Annotated in this window: 21 protein-coding genes and 1 tRNA gene; 8 read left to right on the top strand and 14 right to left on the bottom strand. The window is 67.8% G+C overall.

All coding sequences use genetic code 11. The annotated features are described in order from the left end of the window. Positions 1 to 27 precede the first annotated feature (27 nt). Together EVS83_RS08410 and EVS83_RS08405 are read right to left on the bottom strand one after the other, a co-directional pair. Positions 28 to 246 carry an HP1242/YdcH family protein gene (locus EVS83_RS08410; RefSeq protein ID WP_133500596.1) on the bottom strand — a complete coding sequence of 73 codons (219 nt, stop codon included), beginning with the start codon at positions 244 to 246 and terminating at the stop codon, positions 28 to 30. A gap of 245 nt (positions 247 to 491) precedes the next feature. Continuing rightward, positions 492 to 1,688: an OmpA family protein gene (locus EVS83_RS08405; RefSeq protein ID WP_246022823.1), complete on the bottom strand. Its 1,197-nt coding sequence runs from the start codon at positions 1,686 to 1,688 to the stop codon at positions 492 to 494. A gap of 170 nt (positions 1,689 to 1,858) precedes the next feature. Between EVS83_RS08405 and EVS83_RS08400 the strand changes: the two genes are divergently transcribed. After that, on the top strand, positions 1,859 to 2,968 hold the full coding sequence (locus tag EVS83_RS08400; RefSeq protein ID WP_133500594.1) for a PilT/PilU family type 4a pilus ATPase: 1,110 nt from the start codon (positions 1,859 to 1,861) through the stop codon (positions 2,966 to 2,968). 69 nt (positions 2,969 to 3,037) lie between these two features. Here EVS83_RS08400 and maiA read toward each other — a convergent pair whose 3' ends face one another. From maiA to rplM, 6 genes are all read right to left on the bottom strand, one after another. Further along, on the bottom strand, positions 3,038 to 3,712 hold the full coding sequence (maiA, locus tag EVS83_RS08395; protein ID WP_133500593.1) for a maleylacetoacetate isomerase: 675 nt from the start codon (positions 3,710 to 3,712) through the stop codon (positions 3,038 to 3,040). 83 nt (positions 3,713 to 3,795) lie between these two features. Further along, the gene (locus EVS83_RS08390; protein ID WP_133500592.1) at positions 3,796 to 4,782 is read right to left on the bottom strand and encodes a fumarylacetoacetate hydrolase family protein; all 987 of its coding nucleotides are present in this window, start codon (positions 4,780 to 4,782) and stop codon (positions 3,796 to 3,798) included. 77 nt (positions 4,783 to 4,859) lie between these two features. Continuing rightward, entirely contained in the window at positions 4,860 to 5,606 is a 747-nt protein-coding gene (locus EVS83_RS08385) for a 2OG-Fe dioxygenase family protein (protein ID WP_133500591.1), read from the bottom strand. Between the two features lie 74 nt (positions 5,607 to 5,680). Next, positions 5,681 to 5,755, bottom strand: a tRNA-Gln gene (locus tag EVS83_RS08380). 63 nt (positions 5,756 to 5,818) lie between these two features. Then, on the bottom strand, positions 5,819 to 6,211 hold the full coding sequence (gene rpsI, locus EVS83_RS08375; RefSeq protein WP_133500590.1) for a 30S ribosomal protein S9: 393 nt from the start codon (positions 6,209 to 6,211) through the stop codon (positions 5,819 to 5,821). Positions 6,212 to 6,223: 12 nt separating this feature from the next. Then, entirely contained in the window at positions 6,224 to 6,652 is a 429-nt protein-coding gene (gene rplM, locus EVS83_RS08370; protein WP_133500589.1) for a 50S ribosomal protein L13, read from the bottom strand. A gap of 169 nt (positions 6,653 to 6,821) precedes the next feature. On the opposite strand from rplM, the gene EVS83_RS08365 reads away from it, so the two are divergent. Both EVS83_RS08365 and coq7 read left to right on the top strand, forming a co-directional pair. Then, on the top strand, positions 6,822 to 7,988 hold the full coding sequence (locus EVS83_RS08365; protein WP_133500588.1) for a (Fe-S)-binding protein: 1,167 nt from the start codon (positions 6,822 to 6,824) through the stop codon (positions 7,986 to 7,988). A gap of 9 nt (positions 7,989 to 7,997) precedes the next feature. After that, positions 7,998 to 8,639, top strand: coding sequence for a 2-polyprenyl-3-methyl-6-methoxy-1,4-benzoquinone monooxygenase (coq7, locus tag EVS83_RS08360; protein WP_133500587.1), 642 nt, complete (start codon positions 7,998 to 8,000; stop codon positions 8,637 to 8,639). A 66-nt stretch (positions 8,640 to 8,705) separates the two neighbouring features. Here the strand turns inward: coq7 and speD are convergent, their stop codons facing one another. Continuing rightward, entirely contained in the window at positions 8,706 to 9,500 is a 795-nt protein-coding gene (gene speD / locus EVS83_RS08355) for an adenosylmethionine decarboxylase (protein WP_133500586.1), read from the bottom strand. A gap of 238 nt (positions 9,501 to 9,738) precedes the next feature. Here speD and crp point away from each other — a divergent pair, with 238 nt between their 5' ends. The 3 genes from crp to EVS83_RS08340 are packed head-to-tail and all read left to right on the top strand — an operon-like array spanning position 9,739 to position 11,230. After that, positions 9,739 to 10,371: a cAMP-activated global transcriptional regulator CRP gene (gene crp / locus EVS83_RS08350; RefSeq protein WP_246022826.1), complete on the top strand. Its 633-nt coding sequence runs from the start codon at positions 9,739 to 9,741 to the stop codon at positions 10,369 to 10,371. 3 nt (positions 10,372 to 10,374) lie between these two features. Then, entirely contained in the window at positions 10,375 to 10,833 is a 459-nt protein-coding gene (locus EVS83_RS08345; protein ID WP_133500584.1) for a GNAT family N-acetyltransferase, read from the top strand. A 52-nt stretch (positions 10,834 to 10,885) separates the two neighbouring features. Then, positions 10,886 to 11,230 carry a GFA family protein gene (locus EVS83_RS08340; RefSeq protein ID WP_133500583.1) on the top strand — a complete coding sequence of 115 codons (345 nt, stop codon included), beginning with the start codon at positions 10,886 to 10,888 and terminating at the stop codon, positions 11,228 to 11,230. Positions 11,231 to 11,239: 9 nt separating this feature from the next. Here the strand turns inward: EVS83_RS08340 and EVS83_RS08335 are convergent, their stop codons facing one another. From EVS83_RS08335 to EVS83_RS08315, 5 genes are read right to left on the bottom strand one after another with little or no spacing between them, the layout of a single operon-like run. Continuing rightward, positions 11,240 to 11,974 carry a haloacid dehalogenase-like hydrolase gene (locus EVS83_RS08335; protein WP_133500582.1) on the bottom strand — a complete coding sequence of 245 codons (735 nt, stop codon included), beginning with the start codon at positions 11,972 to 11,974 and terminating at the stop codon, positions 11,240 to 11,242. Beyond that, entirely contained in the window at positions 11,971 to 12,759 is a 789-nt protein-coding gene (trpC, locus tag EVS83_RS08330; RefSeq protein ID WP_133500581.1) for an indole-3-glycerol phosphate synthase TrpC, read from the bottom strand. The genes EVS83_RS08335 and trpC overlap by 4 nt, the downstream gene beginning before the upstream one ends. Then, entirely contained in the window at positions 12,756 to 13,097 is a 342-nt protein-coding gene (locus EVS83_RS08325; protein ID WP_133500580.1) for an antibiotic biosynthesis monooxygenase family protein, read from the bottom strand. Before EVS83_RS08325 ends, trpC begins: the two co-directional genes overlap by 4 nt. Beyond that, positions 13,094 to 14,125 carry an anthranilate phosphoribosyltransferase gene (gene trpD, locus EVS83_RS08320; RefSeq protein WP_133500579.1) on the bottom strand — a complete coding sequence of 344 codons (1,032 nt, stop codon included), beginning with the start codon at positions 14,123 to 14,125 and terminating at the stop codon, positions 13,094 to 13,096. The genes EVS83_RS08325 and trpD overlap by 4 nt, the downstream gene beginning before the upstream one ends. Before the next feature lie 2 nt (positions 14,126 to 14,127). Then, the gene (locus EVS83_RS08315) at positions 14,128 to 14,706 is read right to left on the bottom strand and encodes an anthranilate synthase component II (protein WP_133500578.1); all 579 of its coding nucleotides are present in this window, start codon (positions 14,704 to 14,706) and stop codon (positions 14,128 to 14,130) included. 406 nt (positions 14,707 to 15,112) lie between these two features. On the opposite strand from EVS83_RS08315, the gene EVS83_RS08310 reads away from it, so the two are divergent. Both EVS83_RS08310 and fdhD read left to right on the top strand, forming a co-directional pair. After that, positions 15,113 to 17,362, top strand: coding sequence for an FdhF/YdeP family oxidoreductase (locus EVS83_RS08310; RefSeq protein ID WP_133500577.1), 2,250 nt, complete (start codon positions 15,113 to 15,115; stop codon positions 17,360 to 17,362). Continuing rightward, positions 17,359 to 18,156 carry a formate dehydrogenase accessory sulfurtransferase FdhD gene (gene fdhD / locus EVS83_RS08305; RefSeq protein ID WP_133500576.1) on the top strand — a complete coding sequence of 266 codons (798 nt, stop codon included), beginning with the start codon at positions 17,359 to 17,361 and terminating at the stop codon, positions 18,154 to 18,156. The genes EVS83_RS08310 and fdhD overlap by 4 nt, the downstream gene beginning before the upstream one ends. Positions 18,157 to 18,167 lie beyond the last annotated feature (11 nt).

The following is an 18,167-nucleotide window of genomic DNA, read 5'->3' as shown; positions in this document are numbered from 1 at the left end:
GGGGTCGGCGACGGCGCGGCGGCGTCTTCAGTGGAAGAGCGTGTCGGCCATGCGGACCAAGCGGTCCTTGGCGTGCAACTTTTCGCGCTTCATCCGCGTGAGCTCGAGATCATCGACGGGACTGATGCCCAGTTCGGCGTTCATGACGCGTCGGTCGAGATCCTGGTGGCGTTGATAGAGCTGCTTGAACTCGGAACTGCCATTCATCAGCTTGTCGAGCTCATTCGCGGACCGGTCTTCGAACATGCAAACCTCCTCGGCACATGCATCCGGCGGGCATCGACCGCCGGAAACGGTGATGGCCAGGTCGCTCGACCGCATGCTCTGCCGACGGTGCGCGACCCGGCGTTACGACGGGGCCGAACCGCCCCGACGAATCGACCGTACTCCCGCATCCGGAACGCGGCAAGCAGCACTAGGACGACGCCGACAGCCGGTCGTCACATGCCTGAAGACGGCGACAAAACGCCGTTAAAGCCGCTAAAAAGCCGCTATTTCTGCGTGACGACGATCTCGACGCGGCGGTTCTTCGCGCGGCCGGCGGCGCTGCCGTTGTCGGCAACGGGATTGCTCGCGCCATGGCCGCTGACGTCGATTCGGACACTGCCCGCCCCGGCCGCCACAAGTGTTTGGCGGACCGCCGCGGCACGTCGCTGGGACAGCGCCTGGTTGTCGGCGGCATTGCCCTGGTTGTCCGTGAAGCCGTCGACGCGGACGGCGGCGGCACGCGAGACGTCGATGTAGTGCGCCAGCGCCTTGAGCGTGCCGCTGGCGGCCGGCGTGAGCGTCGCCTGGCCGGAGGCGAAGGCATCGCCGGCGAGCGTGAAGACCTCGCCGCGGCTGTCGCGCTTCATCGGTGGCAGCTTGGCGTCGGCGACCAGTTCGGCCTCCTCGCGGGCGAGCTTGAGCTCCTTTTCCCGGGCGGCGGAGAGCTTGGCGGCCTGCTGGGTGGCCGCGCCCTGCAGCGCGGTTTCGGCATCGACGCGGGCCTGCTCCTGCTCGGCAGCGGCCTGGCGGAGGCGCTCGGCCTCCTCGGCCTGCATCTGCGCTTCCATCCGCAGGCGGTCGGCCTCCGCGCGGGCGGCAGCGGCGTCGCGCCGGGTCGCTTCGAGCTGGAGTTCGGTATAGGTGCGTTCGAGGCGGTCGGTGTCGCGCTGGAGGGCTTGGGCGTAGGCGGCCAGCTCGGCGGCGCGGACCCGACGCTCGGCCAGCGCCTCGGCGGCGGGGCGCTGCTTGCCCTTGACTGTCGCCAGCGCGTCGACCGCCTGCTGCGCCAGCGAACGCTCCAGCTGGGCCGTATCGGCAAGACGCGGATCCGCGGCCAGCATCTGCAGGCGACCGGCGTAGTTGCCGACGGCGTCGGCCGGGGCCGCGGGCAGCGACGCCCCGGCATCCGGTTCGACCTGCAGACGGGCCTGGAGCTCGGCGACTTCCGCCTGCCGCTGCGCCCGGGCGGCGGTCACCGTGGCGACCCGGCTGCGCGCGATCGCGAGGTCCGCATCGGCCGCGGCCTGCAGGGCGAGGCGGCGCGCATCGTCATCCTTACCGGCCGATATCGCGGCCTGCGCCTGCGACAACTCGCGTTGCGCGGCGGCGAGTTCGGCCCCTGCGTACTGGTCCGCATCGGCCTGGCCTGCCCTCGCGACCGCCTGCTGCGCGGCGCTGAGCTCGCTCGTTGGCGGCGGCATCGTTGCGCACCCGCTCATCGTCGTGGTGAGAACGGCAGCAAAAAGCGCGTTGCGCGGATATGCGAAGCTTGGACGCATTGGGGACCCGGATCGTGGCGTTGGGGACGCGCGGTCATTGTGGCCATGCCGGCTGTACCGGCGCAAACCTGCATGCCATACGAGGAGACTGCATGGACATCGGCTACTTCCTGAAGCTGATGACGGAGAAGAATGCGTCGGACATGTTTCTGACGACGGGGGCTCCGGTCTACATCAAGGTGGAAGGCAAGCTTCAGCCGCTGGGCAATACGGGCCTGCCGTCGGGCATGGTCAAGAAGATCGCGTATTCGCTCATGGACGAAGGCCAGGTTCCCGAGTTCGAAACGAACCTCGAACTCAACATGGCGTACGCGATCCCGGATTCCGGGCGTTTCCGCGTCAACGTGTTCAAGCAGCGCGGCGAAGTCGGCATGGTGATCCGCGCGATCAAGAACGTGATTCCTTCGATCGAGGAGTTGCAGCTTCCGTCGGCGCTGAAGGACATCATCACGTCGCCGCGCGGTCTCGTGCTCATCGTCGGCAGCACCGGCTCGGGCAAGTCGACGACGCTCGCGTCGATGATCGACCACCGCAACAACAACATGGCGGGCCACATCCTCACCATCGAGGATCCGATCGAGTTCCTGCACAAGCACAAGAAGTCGATCGTCAACCAGCGTGAGGTCGGCCTCGACACGCACAGCTTCCACAACGCGCTGAAGAACGCGATGCGTGAAGCGCCGGACGTCATCCTCATCGGCGAAATCCTCGACGCGACGACGATGGAAGCGGCGATCTCGTTCGCCGAAACCGGCCATCTCTGCCTCGCGACGCTGCACTCGAACAACGCCGACCAGACGCTCGAGCGCATCCTCAACTTCTTCCCGGAATCGGCGCACAAGAACGTGCTGATGAACCTCGCGCTCAACCTGCGCGCGGTGGTGAGCCAGCGACTCGTCGTCGGTGTCGACGGCCGCCGCCTGCCAGCGACCGAAGTGCTGATCAACACGCCGCACGTGCGCGACCTCATGCGTCGTGGCCAGGTGCACGAGATCAAGCAGGCGATGGAGGAGTCGCTGGAGGACGGCATGGAGACCTTCGACCAGTGCCTGTTCCGCCTCTACAAGGAAGGCAAGATCGACATGGAGAGCGCGCTGCGTGCGGCCGACTCGCGCGACGGCCTCGCGCTCAAGTTCCGTCTCTCCGAAGGCGCGGGTGCCGAGCACGATCCGTACGCGGACATGTACAACCCGGCGATGTGATCGCGCCTCACGATGCTGGACACGAAAACGGCGACCTTCGGGTCGCCGTTTTCGTTTCATCGCGTTCGATCAGGCCGCGCGCTGCGACTCCGGGCAGTCCGGCTGGTTCTCCGGCCGCGCCTGGTCGAACGCCGGCAGCGCGAGGCAGGCCTTCTCGATGCGCGCGATCGTGGGCCAGCGTTCGACGTCGACGCCGAAGCGCCGCGCGTTGTAGAGCTGCGGGATCAGGCAGCAGTCGGCGAGCGTCGGCGCGTCGCCCTCGCAGAACTCGCCGGTCGCGGGATGATCGACCAGCGACGCTTCCATCGCGTCGAGGCCTTTGACGATCCAGTGCCGTACCCACTCGTCGCGCTCGGCCTGCGGCGCATTCCACTCGTGCTCGAGGTACTGCAGCACGCGCAGGTTGTTGAGGGGATGCACGTCGCAGGCGATCAGCTGCGCGAGCGCACGAGCGCGTGCACGGTCGCGCGCGAGCGCGGGCAACAGTGGCGGCTCCGGCCACGTCTCGTCGAGGTATTCGAGAATCGCCATCGACTGGCGATACAGCCGCACGCCGTGCTGCAGCACCGGCACGAGTTCCTGCGGATTCGTTTCGCGGTACGTGTCGGTGTGCTGCTCGCCGCCATCGCGCAGGAGGTGCACGGGCACGATCTCGTACGGCAGTTCCTTCAGCGCGAGGCCGATGCGCACGCGGTAAGCGGCGCTGGATCGCCAGTAGGAGTAGAGGCGCAGCGGCTCGCTCACGGCACGTCTCCACGAAGGACGGGCGCCCACCTTAACCGGCCGCCGCGAAGGCGGCGTGCCGGCGGTGCACCGTCCGTCGCCGGTCAGCGGGTATGGGCTTCGATGCGCTGCTCGATCGCGCCGAAGATGCTGCGGCCGTCGGCGTCGAGCATCTCGATATGGACGGTGTCGCCGAAGCTCATGAACGGCGTCGACGGCTTACCGTGCTCGAGCGTTTCGACCGTGCGCTTCTCGGCGAAGCACGAGGCGCCGAGCGAGGTGTCCTGGTTCGCCACCGTGCCCGAGCCGACGATCGTGCCGGCCGACAGCGGGCGCGTCTTCGCCGCGTGGGCGACGAGCTGGGCGAAGTCGAACTGCATGTCGACGCCCGCCTCGGGCGCGCCGAACCACTGGCCGTTGATGTGGGTCACCAGCGGACGATGCACCTTGTTGCCCTGCCAGGCGTCGCCGAGCTCGTCCGGCGTGACGAACACCGGGCTCAGCGCCGAGCGCGGCTTGGACTGCAGGAAGCCGAAGCCCTTGGCGAGCTCGTCCGGAATCAGGTTGCGCAGCGAAACGTCGTTCACCAGACCGACGAGCTGGATGTGGCCGGCCGCTTCCTCGGGCGTCGCCGCCATCGGCACGTCGTCCGTGATCACTACGACTTCGGCTTCGAGGTCGATGCCGTAGCTCTCGCTCGGCACGCGCACGGCGTCGCGAGGGCCGTAGAAGCCGGCGCTCGTCGCCTGGTACATGAGCGGATCGACGTAGAAGCTCGCCGGCACTTCGGCACCGCGGGCGCGACGCACGCGCTCCACGTGCGGCAGATAGGCCGAGCCGTCGACGAATTCGTAGGCGCGCGGCAGCGGCGCGGCGAGCTGGGCGAAGTCGACGTCGAACGCGCCGTCGGCAGTGCCGGCATTGAGCGCTTCGTACAGCGCATTGAGGCGCGGCGCCGTGTTCGACCAGTCCTCGAGCGCACGCTGCATCGTCGGCGCGATGCCGTCCGCGCGCACGGCGCGGCTCAGGTCGCGCGAGACGACGATCAGCGTGCCGTCGCGGCCGCCTTCCTTGAGGGATCCCAGCTTCATCGGATGCTCCAGAGATCGGCGCCCGCGGCGCGATGGTTTCAATTGTAACCGTCGCTTCCGGAGCTGTGGCGTCGCGATCAGTCGTCGCCCTGGAATGCTCGTGCGCGATAGGTGAGAACGAGCGTGTCGCGATGGCCGGGCGTGTCGCGTCCGTCGTCCGGCTGGATCGGCGTCGATTCGTGGATCACGCGGGTGTCGTCGAGCAATAGCGCGGACCACGGCGCGTCCAGCGTGAAGCGCTCGCCCGCGGGGCCGTTCGCGTCGAACACGCGCGTCTCGCCACCCTTGATGCCGTGTCGCCCGACCAGCACCACGGCGACGAAGTCGACGCCGTCGCGATGCGCGCCTTCCGGCGTGGGACGACCGACACCACCGGCGGTGTCGATACGGAACTGGTGCGCTTCGACGTACCAACGCGGCTCCGGACGAATCGTCGCGAACAGGGCACCGAGGCCGCGCAGCAGTCCACCGAATGCGGGGTCGTTCGCGACATCGGATTCGATCGGCTCGAACCAGCGATGCATGCCGCCGTGCAGTGCGTTGTAGTCGAGCGGTTGCCAGTGCGCGCGATGAGGCGCCAGCTGGATCGCATCGCCTTCGACGACGAAGCAAGAATGCCGGCGATGACGGTAGCGTCCGCCATCTCGCAGGTAGGTGTCGGGTGGCAGCGCGTCCCACGTCGGCGCGAGCGTCTGCAGGGCGTCGACGTTCGACGATGCGAGCGTCGCGATCGAATCCGGCTCGATCACCGCATAGCCGCGTTCGCGCAGACGTTCGCCGGCGATCTCGAGCGGCACGACCGGCGGCGGAAAGCGGGCGACCATGGCGGCTCCTGTCCCGAAAACGCGAAGACCCGCACGCGGCGGGTCTTCGGGTGACCGGTGAACCGGTCGGTGTATGGCAGCCCCGGATGGATTCGAACCACCGAATGCCTGAGTCAGAGTCAGGTGCCTTACCGCTTGGCGACGGGGCTATGTCGCGAATTTTACCGCGATGGATGCTGACGGCAAGACCGCCAGCATCCGGTGAAACGCGATTAGCGCTTCGAGAACTGCGTGGCGCGGCGGGCCTTGTGCAGACCGACCTTCTTACGCTCGACCTCACGGGCGTCGCGCGTCATGAAGCCGGCGCGGCGCAGGTCGCCCTTCAGGCCTTCGTCGTACTCGACCAGAGCGCGCGCGATGCCGAGACGGATCGCACCGGCCTGGCCGGTGATGCCGCCGCCGGCGACGGTCACGATCACGTCGAACTGCTCGCTCGACTTCGTCAGCTCGAGCGGCTGGCGCACGATCATGCGCGCCGTCTCGCGGCCGAAGAACTCGTCCAGCGGACGCTGGTTGACAGTGATCTGCCCCGTGCCCTTGCGCAGGAACACGCGGGCGGTGGAGGACTTGCGGCGGCCGGTGCCGTAATTCTGCTGGGTTGCCATGTTCGTCGGACCTTAGATATCGAGCGGCTGCGGCTGCTGCGCGGCGTGCGGGTGCTCGGCACCCTTGTAGACCTTGAGCTTGCGATACATCGCGCGGCCCAGCGGGCCCTTCGGCAGCATGCCCTTGACGGCGATCTCGATGACGCGCTCCGGATGGCGCTCAAGCGCCTGCGAGAGGGTCTCGGTCTTCAGGTTGCCGACGTAGCCGGTGAAACGGTGGTACTTCTTGTCGGCCAGCTTGTTGCCGGTCACCGCGATCTTGTCGGCGTTCACGACGACGAGGTAGTCGCCGGTGTCGACGTGCGGGGTGTAGACGGGCTTGTGCTTGCCGCGCAGACGGCGGGCGAGCTCCGAGGCCAGACGGCCCAGGGTCTTGCCGGAGGCGTCGACGAGATACCAGTCGCGCTGGACGGTCTCGGACTTGGCGATAAAGGTCTTCATGACAAAACTCTTGGTGGGTGCCTGGTCGGGCTGATTGGGAGCGCCGGAAGGCGTCCGAACTTCGCCGCGCGTTGTGGGGGACCGGAGTCCCGCGAACAAAGAAGCGGAATTCTAGCGGCCCCGGCCAGCGCGTGCAAGCCGCGTCAAGACCGCGCTAGCATCGCCCGCCATGCCCCTGCCCCGACCGCCCTCGGCCGACCCGCTGGTCGCGCTGGCCGACCAGTGCGTGCAGTGCGGCCTGTGCCTGCCGGCCTGCCCCACCTACCGGCGGGACCGGCTGGAGACCGAGTCGCCGCGAGGCCGCATCGCGCTCGCGCGGGGCTGGGCGCTCGACGCGCTGGAGCCGACGCCCGCAGGCGATGGCCACCTTGATCACTGCCTCGCATGCCGAAGTTGCGAGGCAGTGTGTCCGGCCGGGGTGCGGTACGGAGCACTTCTGCAGGCGGCTCGGACCCGCCAACGCGAGCGCCGCGGCGCCAGCTGGCCTCAGCGGGCGATCGAGGCGCTGGCCCGGCGTCCGCGCGCGCTGTCGGTTCTGCTGACAATCTATCGCCTGACGTACTCGATGTTGCCCGCAGCGCTGCGACCGCTGCCACGCCCCGTCAGTGCTCCGGGTCGCAAGGCATCGCCTCAATCCTCCGCGCCGACCCGGACGCGCGCGGCCCTCTTCGTGGGTTGCGTCGCACGCACATATGAAGCGACGACCCGCGATGCGCTGCGGCGACTGCTCGCGGCCTGCCATATCGACCTCGCCATTCCCAAGAACCAAACCTGTTGCGGCGCACTGCACGCGCACGCCGGCGCGACGGATACCGCAACCGAACTCGCCCGCACGAACGCGAATGCCTTCGCAGACGCCCCGCTCGTCGTGACGCTGGCGAGCGGCTGCCATGATTCAATCGCCGCCGCGCTCCCCGCGTCGACCGAAACGATCGATGCCATCGAATTGCTCGCGCGACATGCCGATCGCCTGCATTTCCGCCCCGCAACGGCGCGCGTTGCACTCCATCTGCCGTGCACGCAGCGCAACGTCGTGCGCAGCAGCCCCGCACTGCGACGCCTGCTCTCCCGCGTGCCGCAGCTCGACGTCATCGATCTCGACGCCGGCTTCGGTTGCTGCGGCGCAGCCGGCACCGCGATGCTCACCGACGCCGAACGCGCCGCGTCGTTCCGCGCGCCGCTCGTCGCGCAGGCCGAGGCGACTGATGTGCGCGAGATCCTGAGCGCGAACATCGGCTGCCGCCTGCACCTTGCGAACGGCACGACCTTGCCCGTCCGTCATCCGCTCGAGTTCCTGGCGGACCATCTCGACGGGGCCGATGCAGCGCCGCAGTAGACTGCGCGCATGCAGACCCGACGCCTTTCGCCGCTCGATCGCTGGATCGACACCGCACAGCGCGCACTGGAAACCGTGGCGGGCGATCCGCCGGCGCTGCGCGCGAATCCCTCCGAGCATCACGCCGATATCGTCCTGGACGATGCCGAACGCCGACACGCCGCCGGCTTGATGCGCATCAACCACGTCGGCGAGGTTTGCGCGCAGGCGCTGTACGTCGGCCAGGCGTCGGTCGCCCGCGATGCGCGCACACGCGATCACCTGCTGCACGCCGCGCAGGAGGAAACCGATCACCTCGCCTGGTGCGCCGAGCGACTGCGCGAACTCGACAGTAAGCCGAGCCTGCTCAACCCGCTGTGGTACGCCGGCTCGTACGCGATCGGCCTCGCCGCCGGCCTGCGCGGCGACGGGTGGAATCTCGGCTTCGTCGTCGAGACCGAACGCCAGGTCGAAGCGCACATCGACGAACACCTGTCGTCGCTGCCGCCGGCCGACGTGCGCAGCCGCGCGATCCTCGAGGTGATGAAGGACGACGAAGCGCGCCACGCCGACAACGCGGAAGCCGCGGGTGCACGCGTGCTGCCGATGCCGATTCCGCAGCTGATGGCGGCGGCGTCGAAGGTGATGAAGACGGTCGCCTATCGCGTGTGACCCAAACACATCGGGCAATGAAAAAGGCCGGCGATTACGCCGGCCTTTTCGTTTCGGTCGCCCCCGTCAGTCGACGAGGTTGCGGCCGTGGTAGAGCTCTTCGATTTCGCGCTTGAGGCGCGCCTCGATCTTCATCCGGTCCTTGAACGAGAGGTTCTTCGCCTTCTCTTCGAACAGGTAGGTGTCGAGGTCGAATTCCTTCAGGTGCATCTTCGTGTGGAAGATGTTTTCCTGGTAGACGTTGACGTCGAGCATCTCGTAACGATTGCGGATGTTCTTCGCCAGGTAGTCCTGGATCGAATTGATCTTGTGGTCGATGAAGTGCTTCTTGCCCTTGATGTCGCGCGTGAAGCCACGGACGCGGTAGTCCATGATCACGATGTCGGATTCGAAGCTCTCGATCAGGTAGTTCAACGCCTTCAGCGGCGAAATCACGCCGCAGGTCGCGACGTCGATGTCGGCGCGGAACGTCGCGATGCCGTTGTCCGGATGCGTTTCCGGATACGTGTGCACCGTGATGTGCGACTTGTCCATGTGCGCGACCACGGCGTCGGAGATCAGCTCCTTGCCGGCGTCGCGCTTGTCGATGACGGGCTCCTCGGAAATGAGGATCGTCACCGACGCACCCTGCGGGTCGTAGTCCTGGCGCGCGATGTTGAGGATGTTGGCGCCGATGATCTCGGCGACGTCCGTCAGGATCTGCGTCAGCCGGTCCGCGTTGTACGCCTCATCGATGTACTGGATATACCGCTGACGCTCGTCCTCGGACGCGGCATAGGAGATGTCGTAGATGTTGAACGACAGCGCCTTGGTCAGGTTGTTGAATCCCTGGAGCCGCAGGCGCGGCAGTGGCTTGACCACGTGCGTGGATCCCGGTGGTTGGACGAAGGCGCGGAATTATGGGGCAAGCGGGGTGATGGGGGAACGAACACCCGGCAACGCCATGCGATCGGGGCTGGAACGGTGGGCAAAAGCAATCAGTGACGGGATTGGCCCTTTCCCCGTGATGGTCTATATAGTCGGTTAATTCCTCTGGATCCTGCCCATGTCCCCCGACCTGGCTCACCAGCACACGGCGCGTCGTCCGCAGAGCCCGTTGATGCCCGATCAAGCGGCGATCGACCGGTTCCTGGCGCACTGCCACCGCCGTCGCTATCCGTCCCGCACCGATGTCTTCCGCCCGGGCGACGCCGCAACGACGCTGTACTACGTCATCTCCGGCTCGGTCAGCATCATCAACGAGGAAGAGGACGGCCGGGAGCTGGTCCTCGGCTACTTCGGCCCGGGCCAGTTCGTCGGTGAGATGGGCCTGTTCATCGAGAGCGACAAGCGCGAGGTCACGCTGCGGACCCGCACCGCGACCGAACTGGCCGAGATCGGCCACGAGCGCTTCTACGACCTGCTGATGACCCGGCTGTCGACCGACGCGCCCAAGTTGCTCTATTCGATCGGCGCCCAGATCTCCCGCCGCCTGCTCGACACCTCGCGCAAGGCCGGCCGCCTGGCCTTCCTCGACGTCACCGACCGCATCGTGCGCACCCTGCACGACCTGGCCAAGGAGCCGGAGGCGATGAGCCATCCGCAGGGCACGCAGATCCGCGTGTCGCGCCAGGAGCTGTCGCGCCTGGTCGGCTGCTCGCGCGAAATGGCCGGCCGCGTCCTCAAGAAGCTCCAGGCCGACGGCCTGCTCCACGCCCGCGGCAAGACCGTCGTCCTCTACGGTACCCGCTGAACGATGGGCCTCTACGAGGAGGCGCCCGACGGGATCCGCGTGCGTGACGCGCGGATCGGCGACGCCAGCGACGTCGCCCACCTCCTCGAAGTACTGGGCTACCCCTGCAACCGCGACGAAGCGGCCGAGCGCATCACGGTCGTGCTCGCCGATCCGCGCCAGCGGCTGCTGCTCGCCGAGATCGGCGGCCACGCCTGCGGGCTGGCCGGGCTGGAACTGCGTTACTCCCTCGCCCGCGGCGCCGAGCAGGCGCGCATCACCGCGCTGGTCGTCATGCCGGAGTGCGAGCGCCAAGGCGTCGGCCGCCGGCTGCTGCGCGAGGTCGAATCGATCGCGCGTCAGGCAGGTGCCGCGCGCATCGAAGTGACGACCGCCTCGAGCCGCGACAGCGCGCAGTCCTTCTACCGAGGTTGCGGCTACAGCGACGCCTCGCTGCATTTCGCCAAGCTGCTCGGCGACTGACACCAACTTCCACCGCATCGCGACCGCACTTCGCGTCGCCCGAGGAGACGTCATGCATACGGGAAGCTGTCACTGCGGCGCGGTCGCCTATCGCGTCGACGGCACGATCGACCGCGTGATCGAGTGCAACTGCTCGCACTGCCAGCGCAAGGGCATGCTGCTGTGGTTCGTGCCGCGCGATGCGCTGCACGTCGAAAAAGGCGAAGCGTCGTTAAGCGAATACCGCTTCAACAAGCACGTGATCCAGCACCTGTTCTGCCCGGCGTGCGGCTGCCAGCCGTTCGGTCGCGGCACCGGGCCGACCGGCCAGGCGATGGCCGCGATCAATGTGCGTTGCCTCGAAGACGTCGACCTCGACACGATCGAGCGCGTGCCGTTCGACGGGCGATCGCGCTGAGCGAACGCCTCAGGCGTCGGCGGACACCGCGTCGCCGGCGCGGCCCGGGCAACCCCAGTTGAGCATGGGCGTTCCCGGGGGCAGGCGCTCGCGGAAGAACGCGACGCCCTTTTCCTTCGGATTGACGACGACGGGACGCCGTGCCGCCTGCAGCAATGGCAGGTCGGCGGTGCTGTCGGAATAGGCGGCGGCGATGTCGCCGCGGAACCCGGCGTCGCGCAGCATCGTCATCTTCATCGCATGGTGGCAATGACGTGCCGCGCGGATGCCGCCGAACACGCGTTCGACTTCGGTGCCGATGACCGGCACGTCCTCATGCGCGGCAAACGCGAGGATGGCGCGCGCGAGGCGCGGTGGTGCGCCGGTCGCGACGACGACGTTGTCGCCGGCGAGGCGATGGCGATGGAAGACGTCGAGCGCCACTGGAAGAAGACGCGCGCGGATGCCGTCGACGTTTTCGGCGACGTAGCGATCGATCAGCGCGTCGAACGACTCGCGCTCGAACACCGTGCCCGCCCACGCGAACGCGCCGATGCCGTGCCGACGCGTCGGCAGGAACGCGATCATCGGCCCGGCGATCGACGCGATCAGCAGCGCGAGCAGCATGCGCCACGCGCTTCGCCGGATCAGCCATGCGAAGAGATGACTGCCCGAGTCGCCGTCGTAGAGCGTGTGGTCGAAATCGAACACGATCAGCGGCGCGTCGCTCGCGGGCGACGGATAGCGCGGCGCGTCCAGCGTCATGCGAACAACCGCTGCAGGGCCGCGCCCGGATCCTTCTCGCGCATGAAGCTCTCGCCGACGAGGAAGGTCTCGACACCGGCGCTGCGCATCTTCGCGACATCTGCGGTCGTCGCGATGCCGCTCTCCGTGACGAGGATGCGATCGGTCGGCACCGCCTGTTTGAGTTCGAGCGTGGTGTCGAGCGACACCTCGAACGTGCGCAGGTTGCGGTTGTTGACGCCGATCAGCGGGCAATCGGTCTGCAGCGCACGCTCGAGTTCGTCGATGTCGTGCACTTCGACGAGCACGTCCATGCCGAGCTCGTGCGCGAGGTTCGCCATCTCGACCAGTGGGCCATCCTCCAGCGCGGCGACGATCAGCAGGATCGCGTCGGCGCCGATGAAACGCGCCTCGTAGACCTGATACGGGTCGACGGTGAAATCCTTGCGCAGCAGCGGCAGCGAGCACGCGCGATGCGCGAGGCCGAGATACAGGTTGCTGCCCTGGAAGACGTCGACATCGGTCAGCACCGACAGGCAGGCTGCGCCGCCGGCTTCGTAACTGCGTGCGATTTCGGCGGGATCGAAATCCGGACGGATCAGCCCCTTCGACGGGCTCGCCTTCTTCGCTTCGGCGATGACCGCGGGCAATCCGGCCGCGTGCTTCGCGCGGATCGCGTCCACGAAGCCGCGCGGAGGCGGCATGTCGGCTGCACGCGCCCTGAGATCCGCAAGCGAGCGCACGCGACTGCGCTGTTCGACCTCCTCGTGCTTGCGCGCGAGGATGGTGGCGAGGATGTCGCTCATCGATGAGTCCTGAGTCCGTAGGCGCGCTCGACCTTGGCGACGCGCACTTCGAAATGGTCGTACCAGTGGGCGCGACCGTACTCGCGCACCGGTGTGTGTTCCGCATGCTGGCGCCACGCGGCGATCGACGCCTCGTCCTTCCAGTACGACAGCGTGATGCCGAAGCCGTCGTCGCCACGCACCGACTCCACGCCGAGGAAACCCGGCTGCGTCGCCGCCAGCGCGATCATGCGTTCGGCCGCTTCGCCATAGGCGTCGGCACTGACGTCGTTGCGCTGCGAGGTGAACGACACCAGCCAGTACGGCGGCGCCGGCGTCTTGGCGAATCCCGTGCTCATCCGGCCAACTCCTTCGTCGTCGCGACGAATTCGTGCAGCTTGTCGCGCGCCGCGCCCGACGCGATCGTGCGACGCGCCAGCGCGATGCCGTCGGCGACGGATTCGGCGAGACCGGCGACATACAGCGCGGCACCGGCATTGAGCGCGACGATCTCGCGCGGCAGGCCGGGTGTGTCGTCGAGTGCGAGCATCAGCATCGCGCGCGATTCCATCGCATCGGCGACTTTCAGATTGCGGCTCGCGGCCATCGCGATACCGAAGTCTTCCGGATGCACCTCGTACTCGCGCACCACACCGTCACGCAGTTCCCCGACCAGCGTGGACGCACCGAGCGAGAGTTCGTCCATGCCGTCGCGGCCCCAGACGACCATCGCGCGCTGCGCACCGAGCTCCTGCAGCACACGCACCTGGATGCCGACGAGGTCGGGATGGAACACGCCGAGCAAAATGTTCGGCGCGCCCGCGGGGTTTGTGAGCGGCCCGAGGATGTTGAACAACGTGCGCACACCCATCTCGCGACGCACAGGCGCGACGACCTTCATCGCCGGGTGGTGCAGCGGCGCGAACATGAAGCCGATGCCAGTGCGTTCGATGCACTGCGCGACCTGCGCCGGCTGCAGCTCGATATGCGCACCGAGCGACTCCAGCACGTCCGCACTGCCCGAACTGGAGGACACGCTGCGGCCGCCGTGCTTGGCGACCTTCGCGCCCGCCGCCGCAACCACGAACATGCTCGCCGTCGAGATGTTGAACGTGCTCGCGCCGTCGCCGCCGGTGCCGACGATGTCGACCATGTGCGTGCGGTCGGCGACGTCGACCGGCATCGCGAACTCGCGCATCACCTGCGCGGCGCCGGCGATCTCGCCGACGGTTTCCTTCTTGACGCGCAGGCCCGTGAGGATGGCCGACGTCATCGTCGGGCTGACCTCGCCGCGCATGATCATGCGCATCAGCTCGACCATCTCGTCGTGGAAGATCTCGCGGTGCTCGATCGTGCGCTGCAGCGCCTGCTGGGGCGTGATCGGCATCGTCAGCGCTCCAGGAAGTTCTTCAGCAGCGCATGACCGTGCTGCGTGAGGATGGATTCGGGATGAAACTGCACGCCTTCGACCGGGTGCTCGCGATGGCGCAGCCCCATGATCTCGTCGAAGCCGCCCGCGTCATCTTCCGTCCACGCGGTGATTTCGAGCGATGCGGGCAGCGTGCCCTTCGCGACGACGAGCGAGTGATAGCGGGTCGCTTCGTAGGCGTCCGGCAGGCCGGCGAACACGCCCTGCCCTTCATGCCGGATGCGCGAGGTCTTGCCGTGCATGATCGTCTTCGCACGCACCACGTCGCCGCCGTAGGCCTGACCGATCGACTGGTGGCCGAGGCAGACGCCGAGCGTCGGAATGCGCGGCCCGAGTTCGCGGATGACGTCGACGCAGACGCCCGCCTCGTTCGGCGTGCACGGGCCCGGCGAAATCACGATGCGTTCCGGCGCGAGCGCATCGATCTCCGCGACCGACAGCTCGTCGTTGCGCACCACCTTCACCTCGGCCCCGAGCGACTGCAGGTACTGCACGAGGTTCCAGGTAAAGCTGTCGTAGTTGTCGATCATCAACAGCATGGGTCAATCCACGTAATAGGGGTCAGCGAGGTCGACGAAACCGCATGCGGTTCGTCGCCATCGTTGTCCAGTCCCCACGGCTGCGCGTTGGCCGGCCGCAGCGAGGCGGTCGATCAGGGCAAGGTAGGCGGGATTCGAATCAGGACGTGGAGCGAACGGCACGCGCGTGTTCCTCGGACGGCGACGGGGCAGGACGGACGATGGCGCGGGGCCACCATCGCCAAGCGGCGTCGGCATGCGGGAACGGGAGGGTCGCGCGGCGGTGCATGCGCCTACTGTACCGGCTCGCCGCGGGCGGCGCGACCGCGCGGATGGAACGTCGCGCCCGCCGTGGCGCGACGCGCGCACGATGCAGCCAGGTCGCGCGCCGGATGCTTAAATCACCGTCCGTTCGACGATCGCCGCCATGACCGACCGCACCTTCAAGCCCTATACGCGACCGGCCGGCGGCTGGGACTCGCTGCGCCGCTCGTGGCAGGCGCTGCGCGAGGAAGGGATCGTCGCGGGCGGCACGCGGGCGCTGCTGCGCACGAACCAGGACGACGGCTTCGACTGCCCCGGCTGCGCCTGGCCCGATCGCAATCCGAACTCGACCTTCGAGTTCTGCGAGAACGGGGTCAAAGCCGTGGCGGCCGAGGCGACGGCGCATCGCGTCACGCGCGACTTCTTCGCGCAGCACACGGTCACCGAACTCGCCGCGCAGACCGATCACTGGCTCGAAGCGCAGGGCCGACTGACCGAGCCCATGCGCTACGACGCTGCGAGCGATCGCTACGTACCCGTCGCGTGGGACGAGGCATTCGCGCGCATCGCCGAGCACCTGAACGGTTTGGCCAGCCCGGACGAGGCGCTGTTCTACACGTCGGGTCGAACGTCGAACGAAGCGGCGTTCCTCTACCAGCTGTTCGTGCGCGAGTACGGCACCAACAACCTGCCCGACTGCTCGAATCTCTGCCACGAGGCATCGGGCGTCGCGCTCACCGAGCAGATCGGCAGCGGCAAGGGCTCGGTGCTGCTCGAGGATTTCGAACACGCCGAAGCAATTTTCATCTTCGGCCAGAACCCCGGCACGAATCATCCGCGCATGCTCGGCGAGCTGCGCGAGGCCGCGCGCCGCGGCTGCCGCATCGTCGTGTTCAACCCGTTGCGCGAGCGCGGGCTGGAGCGCTTCGCGCATCCGCAGAGCCCGACCGAGATGCTCACGGGCGGCAGCACGAAGATCGCGACCGACTACTACACGCCGCGCATCGGCGGCGATCTCGCCGCGCTGACGGGCGTCGCAAAGGCGCTGGTCGAGCGCGGCACGCTCGACCACGACTTCATCGCGACCTACACGACCGGCTTCGACGCGTTCGCCGCGCATCTCGCCGCGCAGTCGTGGCCGCTGATCGAAGCGCAGTCGCGCCTGACGCGCGCGCAGCTGGAAGAGGCTGCAGCCATCTACGACGCCAGCAACGCCACGATCTTCTGCTGGGGCATGGGCATCACCCAGCATCGCCGCAGCGTGGCGACGATCCAGATGCTGATGGCGGTGCTGCTGCTCAAGGGCAACATCGGCAAGCCCGGCGCCGGGCCATGCCCCGTGCGCGGACATTCCAACGTGCAGGGCGATCGCACGATGGGCATCTACGAGAAGCCGTCGACAGCTTTCCTCGATGCGCTGCAGGCCGAGTTCGGGTTCGAACCGCCGCGCGCGGATGGGCACGACGTCGTATCCGGCATCGAAGCGATGCTCGACGGCCGCGCGAAGGTGCTGTTCGCGATGGGCGGCAACTTCGCCGCCGCGACCCCCGATACCGCGCGCACCGCCGAGGCGCTGCGTCGATGCGATCTCACCGTGCATGTGTCGACCAAGCTCAATCGATCGCATCTCGTGCACGGGCGCGAGGCCTACATCCTCGCCTGCCTCGGACGCAGCGAGATCGACGAGCAGGCGGGCGGACGCCAGGCGGTGAGCGTCGAGGACTCGATGAGCATGGTGCATCTCTCGTCCGGCCTGAAGGCGCCGGCGTCGGAGCACCTGATGTCGGAGCCGGCGATCGTCGCGCATCTCGCCGTGGCAACGCTGCCGCACAGCGTGGTGCCGTGGATGGAGCTGGTGTCGCATTACGACCGCATCCGCGAGCGCATCGAGCGCGTGGTGCCGGGCTTCGAAGCCTTCAATGCACGCGTTCGTCGTCCCGGTGGTTTCCACCTGCACCATCCCGGCCGCGAGCGCGCGTTTCCGACCGCGAGCGGCCGCGCGGGGTTCTTCGTACACGCGTTGCAGGACGACGCGAACATCACGCCGTTCAAGCTGATGACCGTGCGCTCGCACGACCAGTACAACACGACGATCTACGGCCTCGACGACCGCTATCGCGGCGTGCTCGGCCTGCGCCGCGTCTGCTTCATCAATGCGCGCGATCTCGCCAAGCATGGCCTGCAGTCGGGGCAGCTGGTCGACATCACGTCGGTCTGGCACGACGGCGAACGTACCGTTCGCGGCTTCACGCTGGTCGAGTACGACATTCCCGACGGCTGCCTCGCGAGCTACTTCCCCGAAACCAATCCGCTGGTGCCGCTCGACAGCGTGGCCGAGCGCGCGGGCACGCCGACGTCAAAGGCCATCGACGTGCGGCTGACGCCGAGCGCGGCCGGCACCGTCGCCGCGTGAGCGGGCTGCCTTCCGACGCGTTGGGTCGCCGTGCCGCGTTGCGGGTCGATGGTGCCGGCCGCCACGCGTTCGACGATGCCGTCATCGCCGAACAGCCGATCGCGTTCGCCTACAACGGCCTCGCGCATGCGGTGATGCTCGCGACGCCCGCCGATCTCGACGATTTCGCGCTCGGCTTCTCGCTGAACGAAGGCATCGTCGACGAGGCGTCGCAGCTACGGCTCGTCGACGTGCAACGCAGCACGCAGGGCATCGCGCTCGAACTCGCCGTGTCGCAGGACTGTTTCGACCGATTGGCGTCGCGCAGGCGGCATCTCGCCGGCGCCAGCGGCTGCGGGCTCTGCGGGCTCGAATCGCTGCAGCAGACGCTGCGGGAGCCGCCGGCGGTGCGCGACGACACGCGCGTGCGTGCGACCGATATCGTCGACGGCATGCGTCGCCTCCAGGAGGCGCAACCGCTCAATCGCGAGAGTGGCGGTGTGCACGCTGCGGCGTGGGTATCCGGGCGCGACCTTCTCGTACGCGAGGATGTCGGCCGGCACAACGCGCTGGACAAGCTGGTCGGCGCGCTCGCCCGAACTGCGCGTCCATCGGGTTTCCTCGCGCTGAGTTCGCGCGCCTCGTACGAACTCGTACACAAGGCGGCCTGCGCCGGGATGGGCGTGGTCGCGGTGATTTCCGCGCCGACGACGCTCGCGATCGATCTCGCCGAACGCAGCGGCATCACGCTGGTGGCGTTCGTGCGCGGCGAGCAGATGAACGTCTATTCGAACACGTGGCGCATCGCCGATTGACGCGGCGCGTA

Origin of the sequence: Cognatilysobacter terrigena (assembly GCF_004361065.1) — a bacterium.
GTDB lineage: Bacteria > Pseudomonadota > Gammaproteobacteria > Xanthomonadales > Xanthomonadaceae > Cognatilysobacter > Cognatilysobacter terrigena.
Note: the sequence above shows the minus strand (reverse complement) of the source record. Positions and strands in the feature narration are given on the sequence as shown.

What these genes read in the sequence shown, in the direction of transcription:
- EVS83_RS08365 (WP_133500588.1), top strand. Translation starts at nt 6,822, where the DNA reads ATGCCCCTGCCCCGACCGCCCTCGGCCGACCCGCTGGTCGCGCTGGCC.
- EVS83_RS08315 (WP_133500578.1), bottom strand. Translation starts at nt 14,706, where the DNA reads ATGCTGTTGATGATCGACAACTACGACAGCTTTACCTGGAACCTCGTG.
- rplM (WP_133500589.1), bottom strand. Translation starts at nt 6,652, where the DNA reads ATGAAGACCTTTATCGCCAAGTCCGAGACCGTCCAGCGCGACTGGTAT.
- trpD (WP_133500579.1), bottom strand. Translation starts at nt 14,125, where the DNA reads ATGCCGATCACGCCCCAGCAGGCGCTGCAGCGCACGATCGAGCACCGC.
- trpC (WP_133500581.1), bottom strand. Translation starts at nt 12,759, where the DNA reads ATGAGCGACATCCTCGCCACCATCCTCGCGCGCAAGCACGAGGAGGTC.
- EVS83_RS08405 (WP_246022823.1), bottom strand. Translation starts at nt 1,688, where the DNA reads ATGCCGCCGCCAACGAGCGAGCTCAGCGCCGCGCAGCAGGCGGTCGCG.
- EVS83_RS08390 (WP_133500592.1), bottom strand. Translation starts at nt 4,782, where the DNA reads ATGAAGCTGGGATCCCTCAAGGAAGGCGGCCGCGACGGCACGCTGATC.
- EVS83_RS08335 (WP_133500582.1), bottom strand. Translation starts at nt 11,974, where the DNA reads ATGACGCTGGACGCGCCGCGCTATCCGTCGCCCGCGAGCGACGCGCCG.
- EVS83_RS08345 (WP_133500584.1), top strand. Translation starts at nt 10,375, where the DNA reads ATGGGCCTCTACGAGGAGGCGCCCGACGGGATCCGCGTGCGTGACGCG.
- rpsI (WP_133500590.1), bottom strand. Translation starts at nt 6,211, where the DNA reads ATGGCAACCCAGCAGAATTACGGCACCGGCCGCCGCAAGTCCTCCACC.
- crp (WP_246022826.1), top strand. Translation starts at nt 9,739, where the DNA reads ATGCCCGATCAAGCGGCGATCGACCGGTTCCTGGCGCACTGCCACCGC.
- coq7 (WP_133500587.1), top strand. Translation starts at nt 7,998, where the DNA reads ATGCAGACCCGACGCCTTTCGCCGCTCGATCGCTGGATCGACACCGCA.
- EVS83_RS08410 (WP_133500596.1), bottom strand. Translation starts at nt 246, where the DNA reads ATGTTCGAAGACCGGTCCGCGAATGAGCTCGACAAGCTGATGAATGGC.
- EVS83_RS08340 (WP_133500583.1), top strand. Translation starts at nt 10,886, where the DNA reads ATGCATACGGGAAGCTGTCACTGCGGCGCGGTCGCCTATCGCGTCGAC.
- EVS83_RS08385 (WP_133500591.1), bottom strand. Translation starts at nt 5,606, where the DNA reads ATGGTCGCCCGCTTTCCGCCGCCGGTCGTGCCGCTCGAGATCGCCGGC.
- EVS83_RS08325 (WP_133500580.1), bottom strand. Translation starts at nt 13,097, where the DNA reads ATGAGCACGGGATTCGCCAAGACGCCGGCGCCGCCGTACTGGCTGGTG.
- EVS83_RS08310 (WP_133500577.1), top strand. Translation starts at nt 15,113, where the DNA reads ATGACCGACCGCACCTTCAAGCCCTATACGCGACCGGCCGGCGGCTGG.
- EVS83_RS08400 (WP_133500594.1), top strand. Translation starts at nt 1,859, where the DNA reads ATGGACATCGGCTACTTCCTGAAGCTGATGACGGAGAAGAATGCGTCG.